Origin of the sequence: Actinomadura sp. NPDC049753 (genome assembly GCF_040674655.1) — a bacterium.
In the GTDB taxonomy this organism is placed as follows: domain Bacteria; phylum Actinomycetota; class Actinomycetes; order Streptosporangiales; family Streptosporangiaceae; genus Spirillospora; species Spirillospora verrucosospora.
Window position 1 is genome coordinate 43,222 of record NZ_JBFARL010000018.1, and the last position, 26,716, is coordinate 69,937.

The 26,716-nt window shown below is 72.2% G+C and carries 26 protein-coding genes; 7 read left to right on the top strand and 19 right to left on the bottom strand.

What is annotated here, in order from left to right:
• Nucleotides 1–109 precede the first annotated feature (109 nt).
• The 5 genes from AB0K37_RS07590 to AB0K37_RS07610 form a co-directional block, all read right to left on the bottom strand.
• Nucleotides 110–397 carry a thioredoxin family protein gene (locus tag AB0K37_RS07590; RefSeq protein ID WP_363976389.1) on the bottom strand — a complete coding sequence of 96 codons (288 nt, stop codon included), beginning with the start codon at nt 395–397 and terminating at the stop codon, nt 110–112.
• 221 nt (nt 398–618) lie between these two features.
• On the bottom strand, nt 619–1,356 hold the full coding sequence (locus AB0K37_RS07595; protein ID WP_363976332.1) for a zf-HC2 domain-containing protein: 738 nt from the start codon (nt 1,354–1,356) through the stop codon (nt 619–621).
• Nucleotides 1,353–1,868, bottom strand: a complete 516-nt coding sequence (locus AB0K37_RS07600; RefSeq protein ID WP_179844400.1) for a sigma-70 family RNA polymerase sigma factor — start codon at nt 1,866–1,868, stop codon at nt 1,353–1,355. Before AB0K37_RS07600 ends, AB0K37_RS07595 begins: the two co-directional genes overlap by 4 nt.
• Before the next feature lie 46 nt (nt 1,869–1,914).
• Complete coding sequence (locus tag AB0K37_RS07605) at nt 1,915–2,625, bottom strand: DUF2993 domain-containing protein (RefSeq protein WP_363976335.1); 711 nt, start codon at nt 2,623–2,625, stop codon at nt 1,915–1,917.
• Nucleotides 2,626–2,761: 136 nt separating this feature from the next.
• Nucleotides 2,762–3,016: a MoaD/ThiS family protein gene (locus tag AB0K37_RS07610; protein ID WP_345172788.1), complete on the bottom strand. Its 255-nt coding sequence runs from the start codon at nt 3,014–3,016 to the stop codon at nt 2,762–2,764.
• A gap of 222 nt (nt 3,017–3,238) precedes the next feature.
• Here AB0K37_RS07610 and AB0K37_RS07615 point away from each other — a divergent pair, with 222 nt between their 5' ends.
• Nucleotides 3,239–3,955: a response regulator transcription factor gene (locus tag AB0K37_RS07615; RefSeq protein WP_363976338.1), complete on the top strand. Its 717-nt coding sequence runs from the start codon at nt 3,239–3,241 to the stop codon at nt 3,953–3,955.
• On the opposite strand, the gene AB0K37_RS07620 is transcribed toward AB0K37_RS07615, so the two are convergent.
• Nucleotides 3,892–5,094: an MFS transporter gene (locus AB0K37_RS07620; RefSeq protein ID WP_363976341.1), complete on the bottom strand. Its 1,203-nt coding sequence runs from the start codon at nt 5,092–5,094 to the stop codon at nt 3,892–3,894. The genes AB0K37_RS07615 and AB0K37_RS07620 overlap by 64 nt on opposite strands.
• Nucleotides 5,095–5,127: 33 nt before the next feature.
• Between AB0K37_RS07620 and AB0K37_RS07625 the strand changes: the two genes are divergently transcribed.
• Complete coding sequence (locus tag AB0K37_RS07625; RefSeq protein ID WP_363976343.1) at nt 5,128–6,174, top strand: LacI family DNA-binding transcriptional regulator; 1,047 nt, start codon at nt 5,128–5,130, stop codon at nt 6,172–6,174.
• Between the two features lie 11 nt (nt 6,175–6,185).
• Here the strand turns inward: AB0K37_RS07625 and AB0K37_RS07630 are convergent, their stop codons facing one another.
• Nucleotides 6,186–7,001, bottom strand: coding sequence for a hypothetical protein (locus tag AB0K37_RS07630; RefSeq protein ID WP_363976346.1), 816 nt, complete (start codon nt 6,999–7,001; stop codon nt 6,186–6,188).
• Between the two features lie 186 nt (nt 7,002–7,187).
• Between AB0K37_RS07630 and AB0K37_RS07635 the strand changes: the two genes are divergently transcribed.
• On the top strand, nt 7,188–7,670 hold the full coding sequence (locus AB0K37_RS07635) for a MarR family winged helix-turn-helix transcriptional regulator (RefSeq protein WP_363976349.1): 483 nt from the start codon (nt 7,188–7,190) through the stop codon (nt 7,668–7,670).
• A gap of 116 nt (nt 7,671–7,786) precedes the next feature.
• Here the strand turns inward: AB0K37_RS07635 and AB0K37_RS07640 are convergent, their stop codons facing one another.
• Complete coding sequence (locus tag AB0K37_RS07640) at nt 7,787–8,254, bottom strand: MarR family winged helix-turn-helix transcriptional regulator (RefSeq protein WP_363976352.1); 468 nt, start codon at nt 8,252–8,254, stop codon at nt 7,787–7,789.
• Between the two features lie 121 nt (nt 8,255–8,375).
• On the opposite strand from AB0K37_RS07640, the gene AB0K37_RS07645 reads away from it, so the two are divergent.
• Both AB0K37_RS07645 and AB0K37_RS07650 read left to right on the top strand, forming a co-directional pair.
• On the top strand, nt 8,376–8,819 hold the full coding sequence (locus AB0K37_RS07645; protein ID WP_363976355.1) for a DUF6069 family protein: 444 nt from the start codon (nt 8,376–8,378) through the stop codon (nt 8,817–8,819).
• Nucleotides 8,816–9,259, top strand: coding sequence for a nitroreductase family deazaflavin-dependent oxidoreductase (locus AB0K37_RS07650; RefSeq protein ID WP_363976358.1), 444 nt, complete (start codon nt 8,816–8,818; stop codon nt 9,257–9,259). The genes AB0K37_RS07645 and AB0K37_RS07650 overlap by 4 nt, the downstream gene beginning before the upstream one ends.
• A 23-nt stretch (nt 9,260–9,282) precedes the next feature.
• Here AB0K37_RS07650 and AB0K37_RS07655 read toward each other — a convergent pair whose 3' ends face one another.
• The 6 genes from AB0K37_RS07655 to mshD form a co-directional block, all read right to left on the bottom strand.
• Nucleotides 9,283–10,872 carry an alkaline phosphatase family protein gene (locus AB0K37_RS07655; protein ID WP_363976361.1) on the bottom strand — a complete coding sequence of 530 codons (1,590 nt, stop codon included), beginning with the start codon at nt 10,870–10,872 and terminating at the stop codon, nt 9,283–9,285.
• 248 nt (nt 10,873–11,120) lie between these two features.
• Nucleotides 11,121–11,897 (bottom strand): phosphate ABC transporter ATP-binding protein PstB, encoded by a 777-nt coding sequence (pstB, locus tag AB0K37_RS07660; protein WP_185031461.1) that lies wholly within the window; start codon nt 11,895–11,897, stop codon nt 11,121–11,123.
• Between the two features lie 67 nt (nt 11,898–11,964).
• Nucleotides 11,965–12,870 (bottom strand): phosphate ABC transporter permease PstA, encoded by a 906-nt coding sequence (gene pstA / locus AB0K37_RS07665; protein ID WP_363976364.1) that lies wholly within the window; start codon nt 12,868–12,870, stop codon nt 11,965–11,967.
• Nucleotides 12,867–13,847 carry a phosphate ABC transporter permease subunit PstC gene (pstC, locus tag AB0K37_RS07670; protein WP_363976366.1) on the bottom strand — a complete coding sequence of 327 codons (981 nt, stop codon included), beginning with the start codon at nt 13,845–13,847 and terminating at the stop codon, nt 12,867–12,869. Before pstC ends, pstA begins: the two co-directional genes overlap by 4 nt.
• 92 nt (nt 13,848–13,939) lie before the next feature.
• Entirely contained in the window at nt 13,940–15,043 is a 1,104-nt protein-coding gene (pstS, locus tag AB0K37_RS07675; RefSeq protein WP_345172765.1) for a phosphate ABC transporter substrate-binding protein PstS, read from the bottom strand.
• A 408-nt stretch (nt 15,044–15,451) separates the two neighbouring features.
• Nucleotides 15,452–16,318 carry a mycothiol synthase gene (mshD, locus tag AB0K37_RS07680; protein WP_363976392.1) on the bottom strand — a complete coding sequence of 289 codons (867 nt, stop codon included), beginning with the start codon at nt 16,316–16,318 and terminating at the stop codon, nt 15,452–15,454.
• A gap of 154 nt (nt 16,319–16,472) precedes the next feature.
• Between mshD and AB0K37_RS07685 the strand changes: the two genes are divergently transcribed.
• Nucleotides 16,473–18,155 (top strand): bifunctional metallophosphatase/5'-nucleotidase, encoded by a 1,683-nt coding sequence (locus AB0K37_RS07685; RefSeq protein WP_363976370.1) that lies wholly within the window; start codon nt 16,473–16,475, stop codon nt 18,153–18,155.
• A gap of 141 nt (nt 18,156–18,296) precedes the next feature.
• Here AB0K37_RS07685 and AB0K37_RS07690 read toward each other — a convergent pair whose 3' ends face one another.
• From AB0K37_RS07690 to AB0K37_RS07710, 5 genes are all read right to left on the bottom strand, one after another.
• On the bottom strand, nt 18,297–19,457 hold the full coding sequence (locus tag AB0K37_RS07690; protein ID WP_363976373.1) for an inorganic phosphate transporter: 1,161 nt from the start codon (nt 19,455–19,457) through the stop codon (nt 18,297–18,299).
• On the bottom strand, nt 19,454–20,071 hold the full coding sequence (locus AB0K37_RS07695) for a DUF47 family protein (RefSeq protein ID WP_132199943.1): 618 nt from the start codon (nt 20,069–20,071) through the stop codon (nt 19,454–19,456). Before AB0K37_RS07695 ends, AB0K37_RS07690 begins: the two co-directional genes overlap by 4 nt.
• A gap of 322 nt (nt 20,072–20,393) precedes the next feature.
• Nucleotides 20,394–20,576 carry a hypothetical protein gene (locus tag AB0K37_RS07700; RefSeq protein ID WP_363976376.1) on the bottom strand — a complete coding sequence of 61 codons (183 nt, stop codon included), beginning with the start codon at nt 20,574–20,576 and terminating at the stop codon, nt 20,394–20,396.
• Nucleotides 20,577–20,827: 251 nt separating this feature from the next.
• Complete coding sequence (locus AB0K37_RS07705; protein WP_363976379.1) at nt 20,828–24,958, bottom strand: AAA family ATPase; 4,131 nt, start codon at nt 24,956–24,958, stop codon at nt 20,828–20,830.
• A gap of 191 nt (nt 24,959–25,149) precedes the next feature.
• The gene (locus AB0K37_RS07710; protein WP_363976382.1) at nt 25,150–25,671 is read right to left on the bottom strand and encodes a gamma carbonic anhydrase family protein; all 522 of its coding nucleotides are present in this window, start codon (nt 25,669–25,671) and stop codon (nt 25,150–25,152) included.
• A gap of 235 nt (nt 25,672–25,906) precedes the next feature.
• Here AB0K37_RS07710 and AB0K37_RS07715 point away from each other — a divergent pair.
• The coding region (locus tag AB0K37_RS07715) for a DivIVA domain-containing protein (protein ID WP_363976385.1) at nt 25,907–26,716 on the top strand (810 nt) is incomplete at its 3' end.

The following is a 26,716-nucleotide window of genomic DNA, read 5'->3' on the forward strand; positions in this document are numbered from 1 at the left end:
TCCAGTAACGCACGGACACGATGTTAAGCCGACAATCCACGGGCTGTCACATCCGTCTCGCCTTGCGAGACAGTGACATTCGTCTTAGCGCAGGTCACGAGGCTGCGGCTCATGTGATGACCTCTCCCAGAGCGGCGATGACATCGGGCTTGCGGGGCGCGCCGGCGGCGCGCCGGACGACGCGGCCGGCGGCGTCCAGGACGAGGACGGTCGGCGTCCGCACGACGTTCAGCCGCCGGACGAGATCGAGGTGCGCCTCCGCGTCGAGCTCGACATGGACGACGCCCTCCACCATCTGGCTCACCTCGCCGAGGACCCGGCGGGTGGCCCGGCACGGCGCGCAGAAGGCGCTGGAGAACTGCAGCAGCGTGGCCTTCTCGCCGAGTTCGGCGCCCATGTCGTCCGGGCCGACGGTCTCGCCCACCTGGCCGCCCTCCCCTCGCCGGGCGCGCAGCACGCCGTCACGGCGCCGCTTCACCAGGCCGAACGCCGTGGCCGCGAGCAGGACGCCCGCCGCTGTCAATGCTCCGATCATCCTGTGGGACAACCCGGGGGCCTGCGCTTTTCTTCCCGCGGCCCGTCCTCTCCCACCTCCCGCCGCCCGTCCGGCCGCCCCGGTCAGGTCGGGATCGTGAGGAGGGGCCGCCCGTCCAGGCCGACGATCTCGAAGGAGAACAGCTGGCCGCGCGGGAACATCGTGGACCCGCGGTACTCGCCGTAGCCCTCGTCGTACGGGACGTACCAGCTGCCGAGCGCGTCCCGGCGCCCGTCCCGGGCGATCACCTGCAGCCGGCAGTGCGACCCCTTGGGGACCCCGGCCAGGTGCAGCTCCACCTCGGTTCCCCACGGCTTGCGATGGAGCACCACGTAGCCCTTGACGGCGGTCCGGGGATCCTCCGCGGTGATCCGCTCACCCGCCGCCCCCGGCGCGGGGGACGCCGTGGACGTCGGCGGCTTGGCGCCCGCGCCGTCCGTCCCGCCGCTCCGCGAGGGGAACAGCAGGCCGCCGAACAGGCCGCCGACGACCAGCAGCAGGCACGCGGCGGCGGCGAGCGGGGCCCACCCCGCGGCCCGCCCGGCGGCCAGGCGCTCCAGCGGTCCGAGCCGTCCCCTCCGCCGCTCGGCCGCCCTGGCCAGCAGCCCGTCCAGCAGTTCGGGCGGCGGTCCGGCGATCTCTTCCAGCTGCGCCTCGTCGACCCGTCCGAGCAGCGCGGGCAGGCCGGCCATCCCGGCGAGCTCGTCGCGGCAGGCGGGGCAGTCCCGCAGGTGGGCCTCCAGTTCGGCGCGCTCGCCGGGATCGAGCGCGCCGAGCACGTACGACCCGAGCGCGGTGCGCGCCTGCGTGCAGCCGCTCACGGCGCCAGCCCCCGCTCCTCCAGCGCGAGTCTGAGCGCCCGCAGCGCGTAGTAGGTGCGGGACTTCACGGTGCCGGGCGGGATGCCCAGCGTCTTCGACGCCTCCGCCACGGAGCGGCCCCGGTAGAAGGTCTCGACCAGGACGGCCCGGTGCGGCGGGCTGAGCCCGGCCAGCGCCTCGGCGACCGTCCAGGACTCCAGCGCCCGGTCGATGTCGTCGGAGCCGTCGGCGGTCATCAGGACGTGCTCGTCGATGCCCGTCTCCGGCGGCCGGGCCCGCCTGGCGCGGTGCGCGTCCACGACGAGGTTCCGCGCGACCGTGAACAGCCACGGCCGGACGGGGCGGCCCGCGAGGGCCTCCGGATGCTTCCAAGCGCGCAGCAGCGTCTCCTGCACGACGTCCTCTGCCTGGGTTCGGTCTCCGCCGGTCAGCCGCAGGACGTAGCCGAGGAGGGCGCCCCCGTGCTCGCTGTACAGGGCGCGAAGCAGCCCCTCGTCGGCGGTCGGTCCCACACCACTGTCACGTACGCTCCCCCGGCCCGGTTCACGGGTTCCGGGATTACTTCTGCGCGGGCGCCTGGAGATCGTTCAGCCGGACGTTCTCGGCGGTCGCCGCCACGCGCAGCCCGTCCGGGGTCGGCTCGATCTTGCTGATCCGCGATCCGACGGGCAGGTCGGAGACGGGAACGACCCACGTGAGCTGCCGCTTCACCAGCGCCAGCGGGATCTGCGCGGCGCCGTTCGACCCCACCGACACGGGCGAGATCGCGATGCCCTTGGCGGTCGGCCTGACCTCCACGACCGCGGTGCCGTTCACCGGGAACCCGAGGACGTTGCCGGTCAGGTCCACCGACAGGTCGTCGCCCTTCGGCCCGATCCGCTTGACCTCCTTGGGGGCCTGCTTCTGGATGACGTCGTAGGGGACGACGGCCGAGGCGGTCGCGGTGCGCGCGGTCACGTTCGCGGCGCTGCCCTTGGTGACCTCCGACAGCGGCGCGTCGACGCCCCGCATGTCGACCTTGACGCCGGTGACGGTCACGCCCTGCTGCGTCCAGTCGCCGATCGCCACCTCGATGTGCTTGTACTCGCCGCCGACCGCCTGCGTCAGGAACGGGATGCCGTGGATCGTGACGTCCGGCCGCTCCTGGAGGTTGTACTGCGCGGCCACCTGCTCGCCGATCTTGTCCTCCGCGATCCTGACCCCCAGCCGGTCCGCGGCGACGAGCCCCGCGGCGACGAGGATCAGCAGGACCAGCAGTACTTTCCGCATGTCTCTCCTTAGGCCTGGCGCATGCGTTCGCCACACGATAGTGAACGAACCGCCCAAAAAGGGTCGCTCCGGAGAATGACCTCTGAGCCGGGAAAATCACCCCGCTGTGAGATCAGCCACTCGCTCAGCCACCCGTTCAGCCACCTGCGAAGGGCGGCAGCACCTCCACGACCCCGCCCTCCGGCAGCGTCACCGACGCGTGCGGCCGCGTCCCGACCGGATCCCCGTCGACCAGGAACGAACTCCGCCCGACGACCCGGGCGAACTCGTCGCCGCGCCCGGCCCTGGCCGCGGCGACCGCGTCCTCCAGCGTCGCCGCGTCGTACGGCTCCTCGTGCGTCCCCGCGGCGGACTTGGCCGCCGCCCAGTACCGCATCGTTCCCTTGGCCATGCCTCCAGGCTCTCATCTCCCGCTGACACGGTCCGGCCAGGCCGCGACATGGCCGCCGGAGGCACCTCGGTTATGCTCAGGGGTGAGGGATCCGGGCGACGAGGCCATGGAGTTCATCCGCAAGGCTCTGCATGGCCGCCTCGTCTTCGAGCCGCCGGCCGCGCGCCGGTCTTGGGGATGGGCCGCCTGGGTCCTACGTCTTTTAGGGACGGGAGGCGGCATTTGAGCAGCTTGCTCTTGCTGACCAACGCGTTGGAGCCCTCTGACGAGGTCCTGCCGGCGCTCGGACTTCTGCTGCACTCCGTGCGCGTCGCGCCCGCCGAGGGCTCCGCGCTCATCGACGCGCCGCCGGCCGACGTCGTCCTGGTGGACGCCCGCCGCGACCTGGTCCAGGCCAAGGGCCTGTGCCGCCTGCTGCGCACCACCGGACTCGACTGCCCGCTGCTCGCGATCGTCACCGAGGGCGGGCTCGCCGCCCTGAGCTCCGAGTGGGGCCTGGACGACGTGCTGCTCCAGACCGCCGGCCCCGCCGAGGTCGAGGCGCGCCTCCGCCTGGCCCTCGGACGGGCCGCGGCGGGCGCGGAGGCCGACGACGTCCCCGGCGAGATCCGCAGCGGCGACCTCACGATCGACGAGGCCACCTACACCGCCCGGCTCCGCGGCCGCGTCCTCGACCTGACGTTCAAGGAGTTCGAGCTGCTGAAGTACCTGGCCCAGCACCCGGGCCGCGTCTTCACGCGGGCCCAGCTCCTCCAGGAGGTCTGGGGCTACGACTACTTCGGCGGCACCCGCACGGTCGACGTCCACGTCCGCCGCCTCCGCGCCAAGCTCGGCGCCGAGTACGAGTCCCTGATCGGCACCGTCCGCAACGTCGGCTACCGCTTCGTCCCCGACCACCGCCCGGGCGACGCCGAGGAGAAGGCCCCCGCCCGCGCCTGACCGTCCCGCTCCCCGCCGGCGAAGCCGCCGAGACGGAGCAGCACCGGGGTCAGGACGAGGAGGACGACCGCGAGCGCCGCGACCGCGACCATGGCGCCGCGCAGCCCGACGGCGTCCGCCCAGAGCCCGACATAGACCGGTCCGGCGAGGAACCCGAGATAGGACACGGTCGTGACGACCGACGTCGCGCGCCCCCGGTGGTCGTCGTCGACGTTCCGCGCGACCAGGCGGAGCAGCGTCGGGAACAGCACGGCGGTCCCGGCGGCGGCCATCGCGAGCCCGGCCCCGGCGACCGCCGGCGTGGACGCGACCGCGATGACCAGGGCCCCGCCCGCGGCCCCCGCCGCCCCCGCGAGAAGGATCCCGCGGACGGCCCTCGCCCCGCCCGCCGAGAACCGCGTGATCGCCACCGTCCCCGCGAAGACGGCGGGCGCGACGGCGCTGAGCCCGCCCGCGTGCAGCTCGTCGTCGGCGAAGACCGCGCTCCAGCTCTGGTGCGCGTTCTCGCTGGCGAACGCGAGCGCGCCCAGCACCCCGATGAGCAGCAGCGGGACGATCCGGTGCCGCCCCAACGGCGCCACCGCCTCACGCCGGACGACGAAGTCCCCAGGAAACGCCCACAGGCACATCCCGGCGGCCACGCAGGCGCCGCCCGCCACCGCGAACGGCACCACGAGCGGCAGGGACTGCGCCACCCCACTGGCGAGGCTCGCAAGGACCACGAGACCGGAGAAGACGCCGTGGGCCCGAGTGATGACCGCCCTCCCGGCGGCTCTCTCCGCCCTCCCGGCGACCGCGTTGATGCCCACGTCGGCCGCTCCGCTGGCAGCGCCCACCACCGCGAGCCCGGCGCACAGCCCGGCCAGGTTCACGGCGGTGAACGCCACCGCGACTCCGGCCCCGCCCAACGCCGCGAGGGCCGCACCCGCGACTCCCGGCCCCCACCGATCCAGCGCCCGCCCCGTCAGCAGCATCGCCGGAAGGGCGCCCGCGCCCACGAACAGCAGCGCGAAGCCGAGCGCGCCGTCCCCGATCCCCGCCTGGTCCTGGACGCGGGGCACGGACGCGCCCCACACCCCCCAGAACGCCCCGAACGCGGCGAACCCCACGAACGCGCGCCACGAGGTCCCGACACCCATGCGTGTAACGATACACAACTACCATGGGGCCTCATGGAGCCGTCCGGAGGCGCGAAGCGCGTGACCCTGGCCCAGGTGGCGGAACGAGCAGGCGTGTCCGTCATGACCGCCTCCTACACCTACAACCGCCCGAACCGCGTCTCGGACCAGGCCAGATCCAAGGTCCTCGCCGCGGCGGCCGAACTGGGCTACGCCGGCCCCGACCCGAGCGCCCGGTCCCTGCGCCGGGGCAGCAACCGCACGCTCGGCGTGGTGATGGGCGAGCATCTGAGCTACGCGTTCGAGGACCCGGAGGCGGTGTCCTTCATGGCGGGCGTCGCCGGCGTCTGCAGCGAGCACGGGTACGGCATGACCCTCGTCCCCGTCACGGGTGCCGCCGGCGACGTCACCCGGATCACCGACGCCGCCGTCGACGGCTTCATCGTCTGGACCACCTCCGACGACGACCCCGTCCTGGCGGCCGTCCGGGCGACGAGGCGCCCCGCGGTGGTCCACGGGGGGCCGGCGGTCGGCGGCATGGACCTGGTGAGCATCGACAACCGCGCGGCGGCCCGCGCGGTCGGCGCCGCCGCCTGGGCGGGCGCCGAGCGCCCCGCCGTGGTGAGCTTCCCGCTCTCCCGTGACCGGAAAACCATGATCTCCAAGGGCGGGGCCCTCCCCGAGGCCGCCTTCCCGGTGACGCGCGACCGCCTGGAGGGCTACCGGCAGGCGGCCGAGGACGCCGGGATCGCCTGGGGGGACGTGACCGTCGCGGTGTGCGCGCGCAACGACGCCGCCGAGGCCGAGCGGGCCGCGGCGGCCCTCCTGGCCTCCGCGGAGCCGCCGGACGCGATCGCCGCGATGAGCGACCAGCAGGCGTCCGGCGTCGTTCGAGCGGTCCGCGCCGCCGGCCGGTCCATCCCCGGCGATGTGGCGATCACCGGTTGGGACGACGCGGCGGCCGCGGCGCCACTCGGCCTGACGACGGTCGCCCAGTCCCTACGCGAGCAGGGCGCGTCCTGCGCGCGGATCGTCCTGGGCCGTCCAGACTCCCGGGCAGCGGCATGGTCCCTCGTCCACAGGACCAGCACCCGCCCCTGACCACCGGCCGGTCAGGACCCGGAAGGCTCGGGTGCGCCGTTGAAGCAGAATCGGGGCGGCGCCTTCAGGGTGGGCGGCTCGGAGCCGGGAAGCTCGGCGATCTCGATGCCCTCGCGCTCCGCCATGGCCGTCACCGTGGGCAGGTGGTCGTGGTAGAAGACCGGGACCCAGCGGTCGGACGGCTCGCCGTCGCCGGCGGGGAGCTCCACCAGCTCCTCTTCCCGGGTGACGCCCGCCCGGGCGGCCACGTCGAGCGCTTCGCGCGGGTCGGCGTCCCCCGCGTCCAGCGCCGCGAGCAGCGCCTCGACGGCGGGACGCTCGACGTTCCCGGCGGTCACCGCGCGCATCAGGTCCTGGTAGGCCAGCGCCGACGGGGAGCCGTCCTCGTCGATGAGCTCGTCCATGCGCTCGGCCCCGTCGGCGAGGATGACGGACAGTCCGTCGTCCACGTGCTCGGGAAGCGGCGGGCCCTCCCAGGAGCCGTCCCACCAGCGCAGGAAGGCCACGGAGTAGTCCTCGTCCACCAGAAGGTCCTGGAGCCAGCCCCACGGCAGCCACGCCGGGCCTCCGGCGAGCAGGTCGACGGGCAGGTCCTGGATGTGCGTGTCGGAGACCTCGTTGTCGTAGCCGTACAGCAGTGCCCGGCCGCCCTCCACCCAGCGCAGGGCCCAGAAGCCGTTCCCGATGTCCTCGGTGCGCAGGCTGCCGCCGTCCACGTGGACCTGACCGGAACAGTCGTCGAAGTAGGGGGCCATCATGGCTTTGACCACGCCCTGGGCCCAGAGTTCGGCGGGCGGCGGCACGTCGGTGGAGACTTGGTCGAACACGGCACTCCTTCTTGTCGGAGGTTTTCCGGCCCGTCCGACGCTTGGGGAACCGGACTGGTTCCCCGGCGCCCCACCGCGATCGCGGCCGTTCCCGCCCGCGGCACGGCCCTCGTCGCCTTGACCTCAAGGAAACTTCAGGTTTTACGGTGCCCGGACCAGTGATCGTCCATTGGGGGGACACCGCACATGAAGACCGGAGAAGTCTCCGACGCCGAACTGGCCGCCCAGCCGGCCGCCTACTGGACCGGATTGGCCTACGAGGCCCTCATCGCGTTCACCCGAGCCCGGCAGGCCGAGTTCGGCTTCACGCAGCCGCAGTTCTGGCTGCTCCGCAACCTGTCGAAGAACGACCTTTCGCCCGACGGGCACGGCATGACGATCCCCGAACTGCGGGAGGCCATGAAGTCCTACCTGAGGCCGGAGGACGACCTGGAGGCCGAGTCGAAGGTCCTCCTGCAGCACGGCTGGTCGACCCGCGACAGCGACGGACGCCTGTGGATCACCGAGGCGGGCGAGAGGACCCGAACCGAGTGGAAGGAGCACGCCCCCGCGATCCGCGCCCTCATCCACCAGGGCATAGACGACGCCGACTACGTCACCGCCCTGAAGGTGCTCCGGCAATTGATCCACAACACCAGCGCCCCCGCGGCCGACCGCACAGGTCAGTGACGTGCGCGCCGGCCGGACGTGGGGACCGTCCGGCCGGCGCGCATCCTTGCCGTCACCACCACCCCAGCGCCCGAGCAGCCAGCCCTCGGAGCGCGCAACGAGATGCCCTCGTCGCCTCAGCCGGATGCCGCGTCCACGCCCGTCGGCGGCCCGGCCAGAACACGTGCGAGCAAGTCACGAAGGTGCCTCTGGTCGGAGCCGGGCAGCTCGAAGAAGTTCCGAGCCAGCGCGTGGGCCCTGGAGCGCAACTCCGTGCGTTTGCGCTCGCCGGCTTCGGTCAGCACCACGTGCTTGACGCGGCGGTCGTCCGGAGCGGGTCGGCGGGTCACCAGGCCGCGGCGTTCCAGGCCGTCGACTATGCCGGTGACGTTCGACGGCTCGCATGACAGCCAGTCGGCCAGCTGACGCATGGGGGCAGGCCCGGACAGGTTGGTCAGGACGAGCGCCTGGGCCGGGGGAAGACCGAGTTCCGCCGCGGCGGCGTTGAACTGGGCGCGCAGTCGCCCGGTCACCTCGAAGACGAGGCCGCTCAACTCGGCCACGACCGCGTCCGCGCCGGCCTCGGCCTCGGCATTGGGGCTCATGCCACCAGCATAGTCAGCGATTAAGCCCCTTAACTGTTCAGCTCCTGAAGTAACTGCTACGCTCCACGACGACCGAAAGGTTCAGTTCCTAAACTATCGAGCAGCTGAAGGAATCGTTGCGATGACGCGAGCGAGGACCCACGTCAGCCTCAGAAATCCAGGACCCGCGCGGGCACTGGCCGCCGCGGGCGCGGTCGCGGCCGCGCTGGCGGTCTGGGCGGTCGGCGAACCCCTCCTGGGCCAGAACCTGGTGATCCGGCAGGAAGGTCAAGAGCCACGGGACCTGGGAGCGGCCGCCATCAGCGTCTTCGCGCTGGTTCCGTCGCTCCTCGGCTGGGCGCTGCTGGCCGTGCTGGAACGGGTGACGCGACTGGCGGCCCGGATCTGGACGGCCACCGCCCTCGTCCTGCTCGCGGTGTCGTTCCTGCCCCTGATCAGCGTGCAGGCCGCAGGCGGGACCAAAGCGGTGCTCGCCCTCACCCACCTGGCCGTCGGAGCCGTTCTCATCCCCGTCTTCTGGTGGACGGCCACATCCCGCGACACCGGCACGGGGAGCAGGCCATGACCGCGCCCGAGGACGAGATCTTCGACAGCCCGACCCCCTGGGTCGCCGACCACATCCGCGCCTACGTCGAAACCGACGGCGCCCAGGGCCACCTCTACCAGGGCTGGCCGACGCTGCTGCTGACGACGCGGGGCCGCCGGTCCGGCAGACTGCGCCGCACCGCGTTGATCTACGGCCGGGACGAGGACCGCTACCTGCTGGTGGCCTCCAACGCCGGAGCCGCCCAGCCTCCCGCCTGGTACCTCAACCTCACCGCGCACCCGCAGGTGACCGTGCAGCTCGGAGCCGACACCTTCACCGCACAGGCCCGCACCGCCGCCCCCCACGAGAAGCCGTCGCTCTGGGCCCGGATGACCTCGATCTTCCCCCTCTACGACAGCTACCAGGCCACCTCCGAACGCGACATCCCGGTGGTGGTCCTGGACCCCCTCACGACCTGACCCCGCGGCCCGCCAGAGGGCGTTCAGGGCCTCCCGGAGACTGCTCCGGTGCTCGGGTCGATGAGGACGCGGCGCGCCCTTCCGCCGGAGAAGTCGAACATCGAGTTCAACGCATCGGCGCGAATGTCGAAGGAGGCGTCTCCGATACGGCCGACACCCCAGTTGTCCTCGATGAAGCGCAGGATCGACGCCTGCTCCGAAGGGCGGTGGTCCACGTGGTTCACCCTGGCGTACGGCGAGATGACGATCAGGGGCAGCCGCTGGCCGGGCCCGCACCGGTCCTGGTGGCCCCCGGCCGCCCCGACCTTCCGGCAGGCCGGCCCGTCCTGCGCGGGGTCGGCCGAACCGTTCGTGATGCGCGGAGGGACGTGGTCGTACCAGCCGTCGGAGTCGTCGTAGGCGAGGATCACCGCTGTCGAGGCCCATTCGGGGGACTTCTCGATCGCGTTGACCGTGGACGCGACGAACCTCTGCTCGTCCAGAGGGTCTGAGTAGCCGGCGTGGCCGTCCTGGTAGGCGGGGGCCTTGAGGAAGGAGACGGCCGGCATGTGGTGCGCGGCGAGAGCCGCGTGGAAGTCGGCCAGGTCGTACTGGTGGTTGGCCTGGTCGGTGAGGCCGATCGCAGCCACCGCTGACGGAGGCAGATGCTTCTCGTTGGCCGTCGACCTGTAGTACTGGAACGGCTCGTGGTGCGGGCTGTAGTCGACGACCTGGCTCTTGCCGATGTTGGCGTGCGCGGCGCCGCAGACCTTGTAGCCGTTCCTCATGCCGGTCGGACGGAAGCCGCCCTGGAACCAGCCCCACGTCACGTGCTTCGCGTTCAGCAGGTCGCCGATGTTGCGGCCGGTCATGACGGTGAGGTTGCCGCCGGACGCGTGGCCGTCGCCGGAGCAGTCGTCGAACGCCGGATCAGGGTCGTTGATGACCGTGCCCACGCCGTCCCCGTCCGGAGACGAGACCACGGACGGGTCCGACACCTTCCGGTGCGTCTTCGGATCGACCGCGTAACCGCCGTGCGTCTGCCCTGAGACGAGATTGAGGGCGCCGGGGGTGGACGGCCCGAACACCGAATCCCAGGAGTTGTCGCTCATCGCATAGCGCTGCGCGTAGTTCCACATAGCGGTGACCGTGTTGCCGTCGTAGTAGTCCATGACGAGGCCGGGTCCGCCGAACAAGAGCGGCCGGCCGCCGCACTCACCGCGCTCGGTGAACTCGACGAACTTGTCCATGCGGCCGCCGTTGACCGCCTTCTGCTCGGCGGCGTAGCCGTGGTCCTGGTCGCAGGTGAGGGCCTGGGAAGGACCGAGCCGCTTGGGGCCGTACCGGTTGGGGTTCCTTGTCAGGAGGCGTCCGCTCAGCCCGTTGGCCTTCGGCGTCCCCTGCGCGGCGTGGAACGGCGTGCCGTCGGTGTTGGCGGCCTTCGGATACGTCCCGAAGTAGTGGTCGAAGGAGACGTTCTCTCCGTAGATGACGACGACGTGCTCGATCGGGCTGCGCGCCTCCGCGGCGGTGTGCGGGGGAGGAGCGGCTCCCTCGCCACCGCAGCCGGCGCTCAGGGCCGCGGCCGCGCCGACCACGACCATGGACGCGGCCAGCACCGAGGGCTTGCGCATCTCTCCACCACCCCAGCGTCTGAACGACCGGCGACCGCACCCGTCACGCGCTCACCGACTGCGCGGGACGGCGATCGATCCCTAGGAGCAATGCCCCGCCGATGAAGTCCGCACCGTTCACGACACCTGGAAGTGCGAAGAAATGGCCTCCGCCGAACGGAGAGATGTGGTCCGAGCGGCCCGGAAGGCTTCGAGCCGCGCGGAAAGCCCGGAGCCGAAGACCGACTCCGGGACCGATCGGGCCGGGATCAGCCGAAGCGGCCGGTGATGTAGTCCTCGGTGGCCTTCTGCTCCGGGTTCGCGAAGATCTTGCTGGTGTCGTCGATCTCGATGAGCTTGCCGGGCTTGCCCGTCCCCGCGATGTTGAAGAACGCGGTGCGGTCGCTGACCCGGGCCGCCTGCTGCATGTTGTGCGTGACGATCACGATCGTGTACTGCGTCTTCAGCTTCTCGATCAGGTCCTCGATCGCGAGGGTGGAGATCGGGTCGAGCGCCGAGCACGGCTCGTCCATCAGCAGCACCTGCGGCTGGACGGCGATCGCCCGCGCGATGCACAGCCGCTGCTGCTGCCCGCCCGACAGGCCGGCGCCGGGCTTGGCGAGCCGGTCCTTGACCTCGTTCCACAGGTTGGCCCCGCGCAGCGACTCCTCGACGACCTCGTCCAGCCGGCCCTTGCGGCGGACGCCGTTCAGCTTGAGCCCGGCCGCCACGTTGTCGTAGATCGACATGGTGGGGAACGGGTTGGGCCGCTGGAACACCATCCCGACGACGCGCCGCACCGCGACCGGGTCGACGGCCGAGTCGTACAGGTCCTCCTCGTCCAGCATCACCTTGCCCTCGACGCGGGCGCCCGGGATGACCTCGTGCATCCGGTTCAGGGTGCGCAGGAACGTGGACTTGCCGCAGCCCGACGGCCCGATGAACGCCGTCACCGAGCGCGGCTCGATCGTCATCGAGATGTCCTCGATGGCGTGGACGCCGCCGTAGTAGGCGTGCAGCCCGGATACCTCGATCCGCTTGGCCATGGGGTCAGGGTTCCTTTCTCTGGGTCAGCGGGCTCCGCGAATGCGCGGCTGTCGAACCAAGGGGGGATCAGCGCCCCGCGGGCGCCTTGCGCCGCGCGACGAGCCGGGCGACCAGGTTGAGCAGCATGATGATCCCGATCAGCACGAGCGCCCCCGTCCAGGCCCGGTCGATCGAGTTCTGGTTGGGGTCGGCGGCCTGCTCCCAGATGAAGGTGGGCAGCGAGGCCTGCGCGCCGTTGAACGGGTCGTTGTTGATCGCCTTGGTGAAGAAGATCGTGAGCAGCAGCGGCGCCGTCTCGCCCATCACGCGGGCGACGGCGAGCATCACGCCGGTGACGATGCCGGTCATCGCGGTCGGGAGGATGACGAAGCAGATCGTCCGCCAGCGCGGCACCCCGAGCGCGTAGGACGCCTCGCGCAGGTCGTTCGGGACGAGCTTGAGCATCTCCTCGGTCGCCCGCACCACCGTCGGGATCATCAGGATCGTCAGGGCGAGGGATCCGGCGAGCCCGGAGAAGTCGAAGCCGAACGTCAGCAGCCACAGCGCCAGCACGAACAGGCCCGCGACGATCGACGGGATGCCGGTCATCACGTCCACGGTGAAGCTGATGACCTTGCCGAGCCGCCCGTTGCCGGCGTACTCCACCAGGTAGATGGCGGTGAGCACGGCGATCGGCACGGCGATCAGGCTGGTGATCAGCACCTGCTCCAGCGTGCCGATGATCGCGTGGTAGGCGCCGCCGCCGGCGTCGCTGCCGCTGACGGCGTTCATCGAGAACTGGAAGAACGTCGGGTCGAGGCGCTCGGCGCCGTTCACGACCACGGTCCACAGCACCGACAGCAGCGGGATGAGCGCCAGCGCGAACGCGAGATAGACCAGGCCCTGGACGGCCCGGTCCTTGATCTTGCGCCCGGCGGAGACCGGCGCCAGCCGGGCGCCGGGGGCGGGCTTGCTGGTGGAGACGGTGGTCACACGAACTCCTTCCGGCGCGCGACGACCGCGCGGGCGGCCATGTTGACGAGCAGGGTGATCACGAACAGCACCAGGCCGGAGGCGATGAGGGCGCCGCGGCCGGTGGTGGACGCCTCGGCGAAGCTGTTGGCGATGTTGGAGGCGAACGTGGCGCCGCCGTTCTCCAGCAGGTGGATGTTGATCCCGGGCACGAAGGTGAGGACCATCGCGACCGCGATCGTCTCGCCCATGGCGCGCCCGAGCCCGAGCATGGCGCCGCCGATCATGCCGGAGCGGCCGTAGGGCAGCACCGCCATCCGGATCGTCTCCCACCGGGTGGCGCCGAGCGCGAGCGCGGCCTCCACGTTGGCCCGCGGCACCTGCAGGAACACCTCGCGCGAGATCGACGAGATGATCGGCAGGATCATGATCGCGAGCACCACGGAGGCGGTGAAGATCGAGTTCTTGCCGGGAGAGTCGCCCCCGAAGATCGGGATCCAGCCGAGGACCGAGTTCAGGAACGTGCTGATCCCCTCCATGTGCCGGGACAGGAAGACCAGGCCCCAGAGCCCGTAGACGATGCTCGGCACCGCCGCGAGCAGGTCCACGACGTACCCGAGCCCGGAGGCGAGCCGCCGCGGCGAGTAGAAGGAGATGAACAGCGCGATGCCGACCGCGACCGGCGTCGCGATGAGCATCGCCAGCAGCGACGACACGACCGTCCCGAACGCGAGCTGCGCGATGCCGAACCTCGGCGGCGTGGCGTTCGGGTTCCATTCCTCCGCGGTCAGGAAGTTCGCCTTGTTGTCCTGCAGCGCCGGGACGGCCTTCCACACGAGGAAGACCGCGATCGCGGCCATGATCAGCAGCACGATGATGCCCGAGCCGCGGGCCGCCGAGACGAAGATCTTGTCTCCGGCGCGCCCGGTGCTCATCCGCCTCGCGGCGGCACGGCGGTCGACGCCGGCGGCCGCGCCGACGCCGGTCTCGCTCATCACGGGACGTCCTCCTTCGATCATGTCGCCGGAACCCGCGTCGGCCCCGCCGCCGAAGTACTCGGCGGCGGGGCTGCGGTTCCCGTCTTCTGCTGTCAGGACAGGGCCTTGACGGACGCCTGGACCTTGGTCAGCACGCTCTGCGGGAGCGGCGCGTAGCCCTTGTCGGTCAGGATCTTCTGGCCGTCCGCGCTGGAGGTGTAGGTGAGGAAGGACTTGACGAACTTGCCCTGCTCGGAGGGCAGCCCCTTCTCGCACGCGATCTCGTAGGTGACCAGGACGATGGGGTAGGCGCCCGGCTCCTTGGTCGCGTAGTCGATCTTCAGCGCGACGTCGTTGCCGGTGCCGGTGACCTGCGCGCCGGCGACGGCCTTGGACGCGCTGTCGGGCGACAGCTCGGCGAACTCGCCCGCGCCGTTCTTGACGTGCGCGGTCTGCAGCTTGTTGTTCTCCGCGTACGACATCTCCACGTAGGAGATCGCGCCCGCGGTGCTCTTCACCTGGCTGGTGACGCCGTCGGACTTCGGCGCGCCCTGGCCGGTGGAGTTCGGCCACTTCTTGGCCTTCTCCCACGTCCAGGTCTTCGGCGCGGTGGTGTGCAGGTAGTTCGTGAAGTTCTCGGTGGTGCCGGACTCGTCCGACCGGTAGATCGGCTTGATCGGCTGCGACGGCAGCTTGGCGCCGTCGTTCTCCTTGGCGATCGCCGGATCGTTCCAGGTCTTGATCTTGCCGGAGAAGATGCTCGCGAGCGTCTCGGGCGAGACCTTCAGGCCGTCCACGCCCTGCACGTTGTACACGACCGCGATCGGGCCGACGACCATCGGCAGGTTCAGCGCGTTGCTCCCCTGGCAGCGCTTCTGCGCGGCGGCGGCCTCTTCGGGCTTGAGGGACGAGTCGGAACCGGCGAAGGCGACCTGACCGCTCGTGAACGCCTGGATGCCCGCACCCGAGCCGCTCGGGTTGTAGTTCAGGTTGGCGCCCGCGCACTTGGACGAGTAGAGCTTCGTCCACTCCTCCATCGCGTTCTTCTGCGCGCTCGACCCGGCAGCGTTGACGCTGGCCTTCGCGCAGTCGATGTCGCCGGACGGCGCGGCGCTCGAACTCGCCGTCGTGTTGTTGTCGCTCCCGCAGGCGGAGAGGGCCAGCGCCCCCGCTACGACCACACCGCCCAGGGCAGCGAGTCGGGAACCGTTCTTCACCGGAGGGTCTCCTTGAGTTTCGTCGGGCGGGTCCCCCGAGCCGCCCCGGCCCATGTCGACCGGACGACGGGTTCGCCGTCGAGTGCGACGCTAGGCAGGCGAGGTGACCAGCCGCCCCGATCCAGGTGAACGGCAAATGAACGCAGACGAGCACAGTTGCGAAGAATGCCCCGATTTGCCGTGGACGCCGGGTTAACATCGCAGCTCAACAGCCCAAAATCCCGGTCGGGACAACCTCAAGGAGGGTTGGCCGGCCGGCATCCGGGTAACCGCGGGTTTCCCGAGGTGGCGGGCGTTCAGGAGGCCGGGCGAGCACCCCCGCCGAGCACCCCCGCCGAGCGCTCCCGGGAGCGGCCCGACCCGGTGCCCGAGCCGCACGCGGCGACCGGCACCGAACGGCGGCGGGCGCTACGCCGTGGTGGCGTACATGACGTCCACGGCGTAGCGGGTGAAGCCGAGGGACTCGTAGAGGCGGACGGCCGCGGTGTTCGACTCGTCCACATAAAGCATGATCTGGTCCATGCCGATGGCGCGCAGGTGGTGCAGGCCCCGCAGGGTGAGCGTGCGGCCGAGCCCGAGGCCCTGCGCGGACGGGTCGACGCCCACGACGTAGACCTCGCCCACGCCGCCCGGGTGCACCTTCGTCCAGTGGAAGCCGGCGAGCCGGCCGTCCCGCTCGGCGAGGAAGAAGCCGCCCGGGTCGAACCAGTCCTCGGCCTCGCGCTCGCGGACGTCGTCCATCGTCCAGGCGCCCTGCTCCGGATGGTCGGCGAACGCGCGGGCGTTCACCTCCAGCCAGGCGCCCTCGTCCCGGCCCGGCTCGAAGGCGCGGATCGTCACGCCCTCGGCGACGCCCGCCTCCGGCAGCGGATCGGCCGCCGGGCGCCGCATCTGGAACAGCGCGCGGGCCCGCTCCATCCCCTCGGCGGACGCGAGCGCGGCGGCGGCCGGGAGATCACCGTGCGCCCACACCCGCAGCGGCCCTCCGGCCTCGTCCCTCAGGGCGCGCAGCAGCGCCCGCCCGTGCCCCCGGCGCCGGTGCTCCGGATGGACGACCAGCTCGCCCGCCGCGGGCTCCTCCCCGGAGGCCGGATCGAAGTGGGCGTAGGCGACGACGGTCCCGCCGTCGGTCACCGCGAGCCCGGACCGGCCGCCCCGCAGGGCCAGCAGAGCGTGCTCCGACAGCGGCCCCACCCCGTCGGCCCCGGTCGCGGCTTCGGCCGACTCCAGCGCCCCGGCCACCTCGTCGTCCCCCAGCGTCCCGCGCGCCCGCAGCTCACTCACGGTCCACACCCTATGCCGACGCCGCCGGCCGCCGGACGGACGCCCGGTCCGCCTCCCCTGATCGACTCAGCTCCTGATCGATTCGTCATGGAAACGTCATCGGGCCGCTGGGAACCGTATGCCGGGCGACCCTAGCGTCCTCAGCATGATTCGACGACGCACCTTACTGGCCTGCGCCGCGGCGGGGGCGACGGTCGTGGGCGTGGCCGCGCAACCCGCCGCCGCGCGCCCCGCGCCGACCGCGTCCTTACGGCTGCTCGCACTGAACGACTTCCACGGCAACCTCGAACCCCCGTCCGGCAGCTCGGGGACGGCCATCGACGAGAACGGCGACGCCGTGCCCGCGGGCGGCGCCGCCTACGTCGCCGCCCACCTCAAGCGGCTGCGCGACCGCGACACCCTCACCGTCGCCCAGGGCGACCTGATCGGCGCCTCGCCGCTGATCTCGGCCGCCTACCACGACGAGCCGTCCGTCCAGTTCCTCGGCGACGCCGGCGTCACCGCGTCGGCGGTCGGCAACCACGAGTTCGACGAGGGCTACCAGGAGCTGCTGCGCATCCAGAACGGCGGCTGCCACCCCGTCGACGGCTGCTCCCCGGCGGGACGGTGGCGCGGCGCGAAGTTCGACTACCTCGGCGCCAACGTCCTGCTGAAGAAGAACGACCGGCCCGCCGTCAAGCCCTGGACGATCCGCCGCATCAACGGCGTCCGGATCGGCTTCATCGGCCTCGTCACCAAGACCACCCCGAACATCGTCACGGCCGAGGGCATCAAGGACCTGGAGTTCCAGGACGAGGTGGACGCCGCGAACCGGGCCGCGCGCGAGCTGAAGCGCCGGCGCGTCCGCGCGATGGTCGTGCTCGTGCACGAGGGCGACCAGGCCAAGCCGGGTGAGCGGCCGGACGAGTGCGGCGTCGTGCCGGGCGCCGGGACGCGCATCGCGCAGCAGGCCGACCCGGAGATCGACATGGTGCTGTCGGGGCACACCCACCAGCAGTACCTCTGCTCGGTCAAGGACCCGGCGGGCAACCCGCGGCTGTTCTCCTCCGGCTCGTCCTTCGGCCGCGTCATCACCGAGGTGAACCTCAAGGTGAACCGGCGGACCGGCGACATCGTGCGGTCCTCGGTCAGGGCCGACAACCACGTCGTGACGCGGGACGTCCCGCCGGACCCGGCGACGCAGACGTTCGTGCAGACCTGGAAGGACCGGGTCTCCGCGATCGCCGACAAGCCCATCGGCAGGATCACCGCAGATCTCACCCGCGCCCCGTCCGCCGCGGGCGAGACCGCGCTCGGCGACGTCATCGCCGACGGCCAGCTCGCCGGGACCAAGGACCTCGGCGCCCAGGTCGCGCTGATGAACCCGGGCGGCGTCCGCACCGACCTCGTCTACGGCAGGAGCGGCTCGGAGAGCGACGACGGGATCGTCACCTACGGCGAGGCGTTCGCCGTGCAGCCGTTCAGCAACGTGATGGGCGTGACGTCACTGACCGGCGCGCAGATCGACGCCCTCCTGGAACAGCAGTGGACGTCGGCGGGCGAGAAGATCCTCCAGCCGTCGGCGAACCTGCGCTTCGCCATCGACCGCGCCAGGCCCGTCGGCGACCGCGTCTCGGCGATCACCATCGACGGGACCCCGGTCGACCCCGCCGCCGTCTACAAGGTCGCGGCGAACAACTTCCTCCTGGGCGGCGGTGACGGCTTCTCCGTCTTCACCCAGGGCAAGGACCAGGTCCTCGGCCCCGTCGACCTGGACGCGCTCGTCGCCTACTTCACCGCCCAGGGGACGGTCTCCCCGCCCGCGCTGAACCGCATCTCGGGCAAGTGAGCACACCCCCGGACCGGTGAGCACGATCCCGGACCGGTGAGCACGGCCGCGGCCCGTGTGCCGGGACGCCTCCGGGGCGTCCGGCGCACGGGCCGCGCGCATGCCGGTCCGGCACCCGGACCAGGGGCGGTGCCCCCGGGATCACGCGCCGAAGAAGTGGACGACGTAGTAGACGATCGCCGCGACCGCCGCGGCGGCGGGCATCGTCAGCACCCACGCGACGAGGATGTTGCCGGCCACGCCCCAGCGGACCGCGGAGAGCCGCTTGGTGGCGCCCGACCCCATGATCGCCGAGGTGATCGTGTGGGTGGTGGAGATTGGAGCGTGCCAGATGAACGCGGTCGCGTACAGGACGATGGAGGCGGTCGCTTCGGCGGCGAAGCCCTTCGGCGGATCGACCTCGATCACCTTGCGGCCCAGCGTGCGCATGATGCGCCAGCCGCCCGCGTAGGTCCCGGCCGACAGCGCCCCCGCGCACGCGATGATGACCCACCAGGGCACGGAGCTGCCGTCCGAGTGCCCGGTCGTGACCAGCGCGAGCACGATGATGCCCATCGTCTTCTGGGCGTCCTGCAGCCCGTGGCCGAGCGCCAGGGACGCGGCGGACATGGTCTGCGCGATGCGGAAGCGGCGGCCGACCCGGCTCGGGTTGGACCGCCGGAAGATCCACAGGATCGCGACCATGGCCAGGTAGGCGAGGCAGAACCCGACCACCGGCGACACCACCATCGGCACCGCGACCTTGTCGACGACGCTGGACCAGTTGACGTCCGACAGCGAGGCCAGCCCGGCGCCGACGACCCCGCCGATCAGCGCGTGCGAGGACGACGACGGAAGCCCGAAGTACCAGGTGATCAGGTTCCAGGTGATCGCGCCCAGCACCCCGGCCGCGACGACGGTGAGGCCGTGCAGGCCGGTCGGCGGCGTGATGACCTCGCTGATCGTCTTGGCGACGCCGACGCCGAGCAGGGCCCCGATCATGTTCATCGCGGCCGCCATGCCGAGCGCCACCCTCGGGGTGAGCGCCCGGGTCGAGACCGCCGTGGCGATCGCGTTGGCGGCGTCGTGGAACCCGTTGGTGTAGTCGAACACCAGGGCCACCACGACGACGAGGATCAGCACCGCCATCTGCGCGCCGGACCGCAGCCCCAGCGCGCCCGCGACCATGACGACCAGCACGCCGGCCAGCAGGAGCAGCCAGGCGCGTCCGGTCACCCGGCGGGTCGCCTGCTCGCCCAGCGTCTCGGCGTTGGCCGGGGACTCTCGGGTGAGGGTGGCGCCGGGGTCCTCGGCAGCGCTCATGATTCCTTGACCGCTATGGTCTCGACCGTGTTCGCCACGTGCTCGAAGGCGTCGGCGGCGTCCTCCAGCCGGTCGATGACCTGCTTGAGCTTCAGCACGGTCAGCGTGTCGTACTCGCCGCTGAACAGCTGGGCCAGCAGCTTGCGGTAGACCTGGTCGCCCTGGTTCTCCAGCCGGTTGATCTCGATCCAGTACTCGTTGAGCTCCTTCATCGACCGCAGCCGGGGCATGGCCTCGGCGGTCAGCTCGGCGGCGCGCTCCAGGACCTCGACCATGTGGACGATGCCCTTCGGGAACTCGTCGATCTTGTAGAGCACGACGAGGTCCGCGGCCTCCTCCATCTCGTCCATGACGTCGTCGATCGTGGAGGCCAGCCGGTAGATGTCCTCGCGGTCGAAGGGCGTGATGAAGGTTTCGTTCAACCGTCGCATGATCGCGTGGGTGCATTCGTCGCCCGCATGCTCGCAGGCGCGCATCTTCTCCGCGATCGCCGCCCGGTCGGCGCCGTCGCTGATGAGTTCCACGAGCAGCCTGGCGCCGGTGACCAGGTTGTTCGCCGAGTCGGCGAACATGTCGTAGAAGCTGTCCTCACGCGGCGTGAGACGCAAGCGCACGTCGTTCTCCTGAAGTGCCGGAACAGTCCGCTGAGGATCGTAGGCGCAACCAGCCGTAAAAAGAACCTTTGCCCCGGCTTCGGCTGCTGTCCGCCATCCTCTCACCTACAAGACTGCCCTAGATCAGGAGGTACATACCCCGCGAGAAGCCCCCTATCTGGAGGAAGGGTCGCCGGTTCGGGCCGTGCGGACGCCCCGAGCGCGCGAACGGCGTTGACCGCGAGTGAGATTCGTTACAGTGCCGCGACCTGGGCGGCGAGCTTCGGCGGGGCTGAAATGACGAACCGGGGACGCCCCGAAACGGCGTCCCCGGTTACGGTGCTCAATCTCGTGGCGTCAGCTCACGTCGACCGGCGTCGCCTGACCGCACTCCCAGTACCACGTCGATCTCGGCCACGGTCAGCGGCCGCTCCGCCGCCGCCACCGCACCGAGCATCTCGGCATAGAGTTCGATCTCGTCCAGCGCGACGCGGTCGTGGACGCGCAGATCGAGGTTCTGGCGCACCGCGTCCACCTCCGTTCGTTCCCCACACCCGTCGTCGAGGCTACGCGTCTCGCCGCGACGGGCACATGACCCAAGAGGGCCATTCGAGGGCCACCTCGGCCCCGTCCGTCCGGGGGAGGTCCGCATGCGCCGCCGGACGGCCGCACGCACCGGTTTCGGGAGCCGCACCCCGGACTGGCTAGCCTTCCCAGGTGATGCCCGTCTGATGCGCATGACCCATGCTCCATGGGACGAACGGGCCGTCAGCCCTCCTACTGGAAGCCCGGCCCCGGCCCCTGGTGGAAGCCGCCGAGCATCTGCTCCAGCGGCGATTCGGGCAGGTCGCGGACCGTCAGCCGGGCCACGGTCGCGGCGTTGACGTCGGCCCCGGCGAGCCGGGCCGCCTGCCGCGCCACCGTCTGCTCGAACAGCGCGCGGACCGTCCGGGCGTAGGCGAACTGCGGGTCCTCCCGCAGGCGCGAGAAACGGTTGAGCAGCTCGACGCGCAGTTCCTCGTCCAGCATGTAGAGGTCGCGTTCGGCGTAGCTCTGGAAGAGCTGGACCATGTCGCGGTCGCCCATCCCGGTGAACTCCAGGGTCCGCCCGAACTCGGCGCGGAAGGCGGCGTTCCCCGCGAGGAAGCCCTCCATCTCCGCCGCCGGGCTGGAGCAGACCACCATGAACCTGGCCCTGCCCTGGCCCTCCGCGCCCCGCTTCATGTGCCGCAGCAGCTCCGCCACCACGCCCGGAGAGCGGTCGAGCAGGTACGCCTCCTGGATGAGCAGCACGCCGCCGAGCGCCTGCTCGACCATGCCCGCCACCCGGTTCTCGGTGTCGACCCGGTCGCGTCCCGCCAGGTGGACGGGGCGGCAGGCGACCACGTGCCCGGAGTTCAGCAGCCCGAGCGCCGCGTAGATGCCGCCGACGAGTCCGGCGACGGTCGTCTTGCCGGTGCCGGGCGGCCCGGTGAAGACCAGGTGCCGCGCGTCGCCGCCGGACATCCCGTACCGGGCCCGGTCGGCCGCGAGCCCCGCCTCCTCGGCCAGCTCCGCCACGGCGGCCTTGACGTCCTCCAGGCCGGTGAGCTGGTCGAGCCGGTGCAGGTAGCCGTCGATGTCGCCGGGCGGGCGCAGCGCGGGCTCGATCCCCTCGGCGACGCCCGCGAGGTCGTCCGGGGTCAGCACGAGCCGGTCGTGGGACGCCCCGGCGCGCTCCATGTTCCGCTGGGCCGCCTGGTCCAGGTACGCCTCGACCAGCCGCGCGTTGACCAGGTCGCCGGGCCCGCGCAGCCGCTCCAGGTCGGCGCGGACCGTCTCCAGGGCCGCCGCGCCGATCGTGACGCGCCGCTCCTCCGCCAGCAGGTGCAGCAGCGTCATCCGGTTGTCGAGGTCGCCGAAGTCGGGCAGCCGGTGGACGCGGAACGCCTGCACGAGCTTCGGATGGTCCTGCAGCAGCCGCTTGTAGGCGCGCGGTTCGCAGGTCGCGATCACCGGCGTGGTGTTCACCGGGTCGCGGCGGGCGCGGCGCACCGCGCCGACGAGCGCGGCCGGGTCGGACGCGCCGGCGACCGCCACGTCCAGCCGCTCGAAGAGGATCACCGGGCCCGGCTGCCCGAGCAGCCGCCCGAGCTCCTCCGGCGGCGCGTTCCGGACGTCCTCGGCGTCGTGCGCGCGGATCGACCCGTCGCCGAGGCCCGCGTTGGCCAGCGTCAGCGCGATCATCCGGGCGAGCCGCCGCTGCCCCGAGTGCGGGGCGCCGACCAGCAGCACGCCGGGCACGCCGGACCTGACCGAGCTGGGCGCGCCGTCCACGCGGGTGCGCTCGACGTCCCCGTCCGCCGAGGCCTTCCACTCCTCGGCCCGCGCCTTCAGGTCGCCGAGGAGCGCGGCCGCGTCGTGCTCGCCGTACACGAAGCCGAACCCGAACCGCTCCAGGACGCGGCGGGTGCTGCGGTCGCTCGGCGGCGGGATCTCGTGGACGGGCTGGTCCGGCGACGGCGTGTCGTCCAGGAAGTCGAAGCCGCCGACCATCGTGCCGGACATGACCTTCGTCCCCGGTCCGCCCCCGGGGACGGGCGCCCCGGGGCTGGGAGGCACAGGCGGCACAGGACCGGGCGGCGCGTCTTCGAGGTCGCCCGGGCCGAGGATGCGCGTCCCCGGCGGCTGGCCCCGCTGGCCCTGCTGGCCCCGCGGAGTCGGCTGGCCCTGCTGGTTCTGCTGCGGGGGGCCGCCCTGGCCCTCCATGCGGGTCGCGTACGGGTCGAACGCCTGCGGCTCGGGGACGGGAGGCGCGGGGTTCGGCGCGCCCGGCCGGGCGTTCGGCTGCGCGCTCGGCTGGGGCGGCGGAGCGGAGCCCGCCGGCTGGTAACCCAGCACCGTGTACGGCGGCACGAAATTCTCGTCCTGCTGCTCTTCCTCCGGAGGGGAGAAGCCGCCGAGCTCCTGCGGGGGCACGGGCCCACGGCCCGACGGGACCGGCTCGGGCGCGGCGGGCTGAACCGGCGGCTGAGCCGGCGGCGAAGGCGGGCCCGGCATCGGCGCGGGCGGCGCCGGGCTCTGCATGGGCGCGGGCGGCGCCGGGCTCTGCATCGGCGCCGGCGGCGCCTGGTGCTGCGCGGGCGCGGGCGGCGCCGCACCGGAACGCTGGAACCCCAGCTCGGTGTACGGCGGCGCGACGCTGCCCTCGTCCTTGTCCTCCTCGGCGGGCGAGTGGCCGCCCATCACCGGGTCCGGGGACGCGAACCCCGGGGCGGGCGGGGAGGCGAACGCCGCCTGCTGGCCGGGCGCGGGCCCCTGGGCGTGCCCGGCGGCCGGGCCGGGCGCGTTCTCCCAGCCGGGCTGCGCGGGCGGCTGGACGAACGGGCGGTCGGGCTCGGACGGCGCGAAGTTCGCCCCGGACGCCTCCTGCGGCGACGCGCCGGGGGCGATGCCGGGCTGGCTCGGCATGTTGAACGGCGCGGGCTGCGGCGGCGCCGGATTGGCCGGCGGCGCGGCCGTCGGCGCGGCGGCCGTGGCACGGGCCCGGTTGCGTCCGATGATCCCGGCGACGACCGCGGTCGGGACGGGGAAGCCGCGCGGACGGGCGGGCATGCCGCCGAGCCGGCACCACGCCAGGTCGACCTCGTACATGGCGGCGAGCAGCGACTCGGCTCCCGGCCCCGACCCGGCGGCCGACCGCAGCGGCTCCGGGAGCCGCATGTCCTGCGGCCACAGCCGGCGCAGCGGATGCCCCTTCTGCTGCGACACCGCCTGGACGGTGTAGCGGATCTCCGGGTCCAGCCAGGGCACGATCGTGCCGACCATGTCCTTGCGGACGACGTCCAGATCGGCGGCGAGCAGGGCGGCGGCCACGAGCCGGGGCTCGATGTAGGCCGGTTCGGCGGGGTCGCCCGACAGGTCGGCTATCAGCTCGCTGAGCGTGTAGAAGGCGTGCCGGAAGTTGTCCCCCGGCGAGCTCTCGTTCCTCAACGCGGGCACGAGGTTGGGCGGGCACCGCGTCAGCCACTGCTGGACGATCGCCTGGTCGCCGTAGGGCAGCGCCCCGTAGTCGACGGTCGGGTTGGACAGGGTGGCGCCGAGGATGGCGAGCAGCGCGTCCGCCCTCACCTGGAACCGGACGTCGTCGCGGAGGGCGCTGGCGACGGCCCACATCGTCCGCAGGACGACCACCGCGGCGTCCACCCGGCTGGCGCGCAGCCGCTCGGCGTAGAGCGCGACCAGCGACTCCAGGGCGGGCGGGGTGAGCCAGCGCGGACCGTCCACGTCGGGGAGGGGCCTGGCGCGGTACGGCTTCCAGAGGTCGAGCATCTGGGCGTCCAGCCGCGAGTCGAACGCGGGCGCGGCGGAGCACCACAGCATCACGCCCCAGGCGACGGCGACGGTGGACGGCGTCTCGCTCGTGAACTCCCGCCACCAGTGCGGGTAGTCGGGCGCCGCCAGCGTGGCGGCGGACTCGACGGTCGAGCGGACCCGCGAGGTCAGCTCGGTGGCGAACCCGTGCGCGACGAAGGGCAGCCCGGACGGCGGGTCGTAGGAGAAGTCGGGCCCGGCCGGGATGACGTGCGGCGGCAGCGCCGGGACCTGGCCGGCCCCCTGCTGCGCGGGCCTCGCGGCCATGCGGACGGAGGGTATGCGCGGCGGCGGGCACAGGTACCACTGGCCGTCGGCCGGGTGCAGCCGGTACCAGCGGGCCCACGCGCCGAACAGCCACCACGTCCCGTCGGGCAGGACGAGCATGCGGCCGGCGATGGCGTGATGGCGCTGCTGCGGAGGCGCCGACGGCCACCACGCGGCGGCCACCATCGCCCTCGTGTCGCGCTCTGCCTCCGTGAACGGATCGTGCCCCGCCGGGGGGCTGGGCGGCGGAGCACTGCCATAGCCCGGTCCCCACACCACGATGGTCATCGTAGTCAGCAGAATCCGGCCGAGGCTCCCCCCAGCGCCCCTTTCCCCGCGTTTACGCAGGTCAAGGGATAATCAGAGGCGGGGAAACAGCCGTGCCGGGTAGGGCCGGGGCACTTTGGCGCCGCCCCTGTCACGCGTTTCGGACCGCGCGCCGTTCTCTCGGACCGCGCCGCCGCCCCGGACCGCGCCGTTCAGTCCCACTGGGCGGTGCGGTGCCGCTCGGCCTTCTGCACGTAGACCTCGGGCGTGTACCGCAGCACGGCGCGGTCGTCGTCGGTCAGCTCCCGGACGATCTTGCCGGGGGTGCCCGCGACGAGGACCCCGGACGGGATCTTCTTGCCGGGCGGGACGAGCGCGCCGGCCGCGATGAGCGTCCCGGAGCCGATGCGGGCGCCGTTGAGCACGATGGCGCCGATGCCGATGAGCGAGCCGGTCTCGACGTGGGCGCCGTGCACCATCGCCTTGTGGCCGAGGCTGACCCGGTCCTCCAGCACCGCCGGCATGCCCGGGTCGGAGTGCAGGCAGCTGAGGTCCTGGATGTTGCACTCCTCGCCGACGACGATCTCCTCGTCGTCGCCGCGCAGCACCGAGCCGTACCAGACGCTGGACGCGCGGCCCAGCGTCACCCGTCCGACCACGACCGCGCCGGGGGCGACCCACGCCGTGGGGTCGATGTCCGGCCGGTCCTCGCCCAGCGCTCCCAGGTAGCTCATGGCGCCGATGGTAGCCGCCCCCGGTGAAGCGATTTCTCCGTAGATTGGATAGTTTGTCGCACACGCCCGTGTGACGAAACGACAGCGAGAAGTGCGTTCCGGTTGCGCGAATGGGGTGGACCGGACAAGAGTCGTCCTGACGTTTCCCACCGTGGGCCGCTCACCGGCGGGTGAGGATCGCAACTCAACCGACCCTGACGGGGCGCCGACCCCCGCCAACGACCCCCAAGGCATCATGAGCAACGAAGCCGAAATCCTGCCGAACCTCCTCCAAGAAGAGTCCTTCGAGATCGTCATGCGCGGCTACAACCGCCGCCAGGTCGACGACTACATCGCCCGCGCCCAGCAGAAGCACCGTGAACTAGAGGCGCGGCTCGCCCGCGCGCAGGACGAGGTCGAGCGGATCCGCCGCGAGATGGCCGAGGTCCGCGAGGCCCGCAAGCCGACCGGCGACGACCTGAGCGACCGGCTCCGGCAGATCATCAACCTCGCCGAGGACGAGGCCCGGGAGAAGCTGGCCGAGGCCGAGGCCAAGGGCGGCGAGATCCGCAAGGACGCCGAGCACGAGTCCAAGCGGATCATCGACGAGGCCCGCTCGCACGCCGAGCGGAACCTCGCCCAGGCGCAGGAGAAGGCCGACCACGTGCTCGCCTCCGCCAAGAAGGAGTCCGACAGCGTCCTGTCGTCCGCCAAGCAGGAGGCCGAGCAGACGGTGACCAGCGCCCGGCTGGAGGCCGAGCGCACCCTCACCGCGTCCGAGCGCCGCGCCAGCGTGATCAACGAGGGCGCGACCCAGCGGCTCACCGCGCTCACCAAGAACCACACCCAGGCCCTCCAGCGGCTCACCGAGATCAGCGACACGCTGCACCGGCTGCTGACCGCCGAGAACGAGGCCGGCCCGCTGGAGAAGATGGTCGAGGACGCCGTCCGGCAGAGTCCCGCGCCCCGCGCCCAGGCCAAGCAGGCCCCGCAGGCGCAGCCCGCGCCCGCGGCGGGGGTCAAGCCCGCGCAGCCGCCCGCCAAGCCCGCGGCCGCCAAGCCCGCC